Origin of the sequence: Sphingomonas canadensis (assembly GCF_026013525.1) — a bacterium.
GTDB classification, from domain to species: Bacteria; Pseudomonadota; Alphaproteobacteria; order Sphingomonadales; family Sphingomonadaceae; genus Sphingomonas; species Sphingomonas canadensis.
The window spans coordinates 1-4,214 of the sequence record NZ_JAPDRA010000021.1 but is presented as its reverse complement, the minus strand read 5'-3'; the positions used below and the strand labels follow the sequence as shown (position 1 = coordinate 4,214).

Sequence of the window (4,214 nt, the reverse complement as noted above, 5' to 3'; positions counted from 1 at the left end):
CGACCTCACACATCCCTGGGGTTCATGACACCGACCGAATTTGCTTCATCGGCCGGGGTTAACCCCGGCCGATGAAGCGCCAGATCTCTCCTTCTGGCCGGATACAAATCGGGACCAGGGTCAGAAGCGCCAGATCTCTCCTTCTGGCCGGATACAAATCGGGACCAGGGTCACTCAATGGCCGGACTCTAATCGCTTCTGGAGGAATTTACCCGGGGCAGGTCAATCCCGATGGAAACAAGCTTCAGGCGGTTTGTCATTCCAGCAGAGGTTGACCGCGGGCGCAGCTTTGCCTAGGTCGCGGCTCCACGCTTCACGGCCCCTTCGTCTAGCGGTTAGGACGCGGCCCTTTCACGGCTGAAACACGGGTTCGATTCCCGTAGGGGTCACCAACGTTTTCAATGGGTTAGCCGATAGAGCGGCCCGCGTGTCAAATATTCATCAAATATCTTTGTGCGGATGTCCGCGCGCTCGCGCGGACAAATCTCCGCTTCACCTGAGCGGCGACAATCCACCTGCCCGACGATTCGCGGACACCAACGAACGACGGAAATTGGGCCGTCAGCTGCCCGTCCGCTTTTAGAGTCAGAACCGGGCAAAGCGGACGTTGCGGCAACAAAGCTCGCTAACGTCCGCTCCCAACCAGCTCAAGACGTTCAACGTCATTTATGTGAGCGTAGGCTTTTGCTGAAACCCGCCATTCGGGTCGCGCAAACAGCGTCCTGCCCGATTTGGTTACGAACCGTCGAGCGCCATCGGCGCCAAGCTGGCACATTTCGACCACCGATGGCTGGGTCAATAAAAATTATTATCCCGCCGATCTCCACTTCGTCGACCGCGAGCTGTTCGGCTAGGCGACGGATTATTCGCCCCCCGACGCCTTCCACTCCGCCTCCATCCGCTCGTCATATTCGGCGACGGTGAGCCGAAAGCCCGTCTGATTGACGGGTATCTCAAGCGCTTCGCCAGTTCCCGGCTCCAGCGTGAGCACCTGTGGAACCCCATCGATGAGCCTACGATGATCCAAGGCGAACTGCCTTCCCAGCCAATCTGCGCCGAAGCATTCGATGCGACCGATGAAGGCGGGAAAGGCGTCCACCGCAAGCTGGGTGAAACGAGCCGCATCTTCCGGTCGATGCTGGCGATACGCGCCGTCCAGATAGATCATGCCCAGCTCCTTATTGGCGAGACCGTAGCGCCACATCCAACGACAGCAAATGGCCGAATTGCGACATTCCCTATGCGGCTTCGGCGATCGTCTGGAAGTCTGGTCGCCAGTTCCACGGCATGAGTTCGTCCCAGCGTGAGGCAGGCCAGTCGCCGGCGACCTTGGCGATGACATCAGCGATATAAGCCTGCGGCTCGACACCGTTGAGCTTGCAGGTCTCGATGATGGTGTAGATCGCGGCGGCGCGTTCGCCGCCGGCCTTCGATCCAGCGAATAGCCAGTTCTTGCGGCCGATCGCGATGCCGCGGATCGCGCGTTCGGCGATGTTGTTGTCGATCTCCAGCTGGCCATCATCGAGGAACCGCGTGAGCGCGATGTGCAGGCGCGCGATGGTCTCGGTCATGCCGCCATGCTGACGGGGGGCTGCCGGCTGTCCAGTTCCAGGGCATGAGCTCGTCCCAGCGCGAGGCGGGCCAGCCTGAGGCGATCTTCTCGATGACGTCGGCGATATAGGCCTGCGGCTCGAGGCCGTTGAGCTTGGCCGTCTCGATGACCGAATAGAGCGCGGCGGCGCGTTCGCCGCCTGCCCTGGAGCCGGCGAACAGCCAGTTCTTGCGTCCGATCGCGACGGCGCGCATCGCGCGTTCGGCGATGTTGTTGTCGATCTCGGCGACACCCTCGTGGAGGAAGCGAGTGAGCGCATGCCAGCGCCTGCGGCCATAGGCGAGCGCCTTGGCCATCGCCGACCGGGGCGACAGGCGGCGCAGCGCATCGTCGATGGCGACGCGCAGCTGCTCGATCTGCGGCCGGCTTCGTTCCTGCCGGTGCCGCCGGCGGACGTCGGGCGGGCTTCCCCGTATCGCTTCCTCGATCCGGTAGAGCCCGGCGATCCGTTCGAGCAGGTCGGCGGTGAGCGGCGTCGGGCCGGTCTGGTGACAATCGAAGATCTTGCGCCGGAAGTGCGCCCAGCAGGCGACTTCCCTGATCCGGCCGCTCTCATAGAGCTTGTCATATCCGGCATAACCATCGGCCTGGAGCAGACCAGCGAAGGCCTTGAGCTCGGTCTGCGGATGCACGCCGCTGCGGTCGGGCGTGAACCGATACCAGACCAGCGCCGGCGTTACGGCGCCCGATGCGCGGTCATCGGCGACATAGGTCCACAGTCGCGCCTGCGCAGTCTTGCCCTTGCCGGGCATCAGCATCGGCACGGGCGTGTCGTCGACGTGAAGCTTGCCGGCCTTGAGGCCTTCGTCGCGGATGCGCGCGACGACGGGATCGAGCAGCTGGGCGGCCTGGCCCGCCCATCCGGCCAGCGTCGAACGATCGACCTCGATGCCCTGTGCCGCCATCATCTCGGCCTGGCGATAGAGCGGCAGGTGATGGTCGAACTTGTTCACCACCACATGGGCGAGCGTGGCGAAACTGGCCCTGCCGCGCGCGACCGCCTTGGCCGGCGCCGGCGCCTGGACGATCCGCTCGCACGACCGGCAGCTGTACTTGGGCCGCACGGTGCGCACGACGCGCCACTGTACCGGCACCACGTCGAGCATCTCGTCGCTGTCCTCACCGAGCGGCCGCAGCGTGCCGCCGCAATCGGGGCAGGTGCAGCTTCCCGCTTCAGGCTCGATCCGGTGCTCGATGCGGGGAAGGTGATCGGGAAGCCGGCGGATCGGCGCGGAACGTTCGCCGCCGGCCGTAGCCGCCGCCTTGCCGGCATCGACGACCTCGGCTTCGCCTTCCAGCTCTTCCAGCGCCAGCTCGAGCTGCTCGATCTGAAGCGCGAGCTTCTCCGAGGACTGGCCGAACGCCATCCGCTTGAGCTGGGCGAGCTGGAACCGCAGCGTCTCGATCAGCGTGTCGCGCGCTGCCAGCGCCGCCTCCAGCTCGGCGATCCGGGCATCCTTGTCGAGGGCGGTGAGGGCTCGATCCGACACGGTGAATCCTTATCGGATCGGCCCGCCGGATGCCACAAAAACCCCCGGAATCCGCGGCTTTTATCCCGCCAGCAGCGGCACCGCCGCGCGCTCCGGCCGACGCCAGTCGATGCCCTCCAGCAGCATCGACAGCTGCGCAGGCGTCAGGCTCACCTTGCCCGTCTTGGTCATCGGCCACACGAACCGGCCCCGGTCCATCCGCTTCGAGAACAGGCATAGTCCCTGGCCATCGTACCACAACAGCTTGACCAGATCGCCGCGCTTGCCCCGAAACGCGAACAACGCGCCTGAATGCGGGCTCGCCTCCAGCACCTGCTGCACCAGCACCGCCAGGCCGTCGAAGCCCTTCCGCATATCGGTCGCGCCACACGCCAGATACACCCGCGCCGACGCCGGAAGCGGGATCATCGCGCCAGCACGCCGATCACCCGGGACAGCGCCTCGGCATCGACTGATGCGTCAACGGTCAGCCGCACGCCCGACGGGAGCTCGATCCCGATCTGCCCGCTGCCCGGCGCGGCCGACGACGGCGCCGGCAACATCACCGCAGGCTCGCTGATCTGTACCTCGGCAAAGCTCGGCACCGCTGGCTTGGTGATCCCGGTCAACGCCCCCGACATCGCCTGGCGGCGCCAGGTATAGATCGCGCCACTGCCGACCTCATGGCGCTCGATGGCCGCGCGGACTGAGCCCTCCGGCCCAAAGGCATCGCGCAGGATCGCCAACTTCTGCTCGACGGTCCAGTGCCGACGGCCTGACACCCGGCCGACAATCTCCATCCGAGTAGTCATACGAGACCTCGTATGACTACTCGCTCCGTCGCCCGCTGACCCGATCTCGTCCGACATCACCGCCCCGCTCAAAGAGCGGCTATCAGCCTGTCGATGGCCCCGTCCGCAAGGCGGCCCTCAGACCTCGCTTACTATCAGCGAGGGTACCTCAGGTCTGCTTCTGCCCAAGTCGCCGTGCGCGGCGACCGCAGAATTGCCGGTTAGTCATCAATCTCAGCCGTTCAACCTCGTGCCTGTAGCCGGATGAACGTGAAGCGCGTTCGACGGCTGTATCGCATGGAAGGCCTTAATCTGCGGGCCAAAAGACCGCGCCGGCATGTG

General features: G+C 64.9%; 4 protein-coding genes, 1 tRNA gene and 1 pseudogene. 1 reads left to right on the top strand and 5 read right to left on the bottom strand.

The window, feature by feature from the left end; genetic code table 11:
• The first annotated feature begins 317 nt into the window (after nucleotides 1–317).
• Nucleotides 318–392, top strand: a tRNA-Glu gene (locus tag OM513_RS20680).
• A gap of 470 nt (nucleotides 393–862) precedes the next feature.
• On the opposite strand, the gene OM513_RS20675 is transcribed toward OM513_RS20680, so the two are convergent.
• From OM513_RS20675 to tnpA, 5 genes and pseudogenes are all read right to left on the bottom strand, one after another.
• Nucleotides 863–1,168 carry a hypothetical protein gene (locus OM513_RS20675; protein ID WP_264946678.1) on the bottom strand — a complete coding sequence of 102 codons (306 nt, stop codon included), beginning with the start codon at nucleotides 1,166–1,168 and terminating at the stop codon, nucleotides 863–865.
• A 70-nt stretch (nucleotides 1,169–1,238) separates the two neighbouring features.
• Nucleotides 1,239–1,541, bottom strand: a pseudogene (locus OM513_RS20670) (transposase domain-containing protein); the annotation flags it as partial.
• Nucleotides 1,519–3,102: an IS66 family transposase gene (gene tnpC, locus OM513_RS20665; protein ID WP_264946677.1), complete on the bottom strand. Its 1,584-nt coding sequence runs from the start codon at nucleotides 3,100–3,102 to the stop codon at nucleotides 1,519–1,521. The pseudogene OM513_RS20670 and the gene tnpC, both read right to left, overlap by 23 nt.
• Nucleotides 3,103–3,162: 60 nt before the next feature.
• Nucleotides 3,163–3,510 carry an IS66 family insertion sequence element accessory protein TnpB gene (tnpB, locus tag OM513_RS20660; RefSeq protein ID WP_066547316.1) on the bottom strand — a complete coding sequence of 116 codons (348 nt, stop codon included), beginning with the start codon at nucleotides 3,508–3,510 and terminating at the stop codon, nucleotides 3,163–3,165.
• Nucleotides 3,507–3,881, bottom strand: coding sequence for an IS66-like element accessory protein TnpA (gene tnpA / locus OM513_RS20655; protein ID WP_264946676.1), 375 nt, complete (start codon nucleotides 3,879–3,881; stop codon nucleotides 3,507–3,509). Before tnpA ends, tnpB begins: the two co-directional genes overlap by 4 nt.
• Nucleotides 3,882–4,214: the final 333 nt, after the last annotated feature.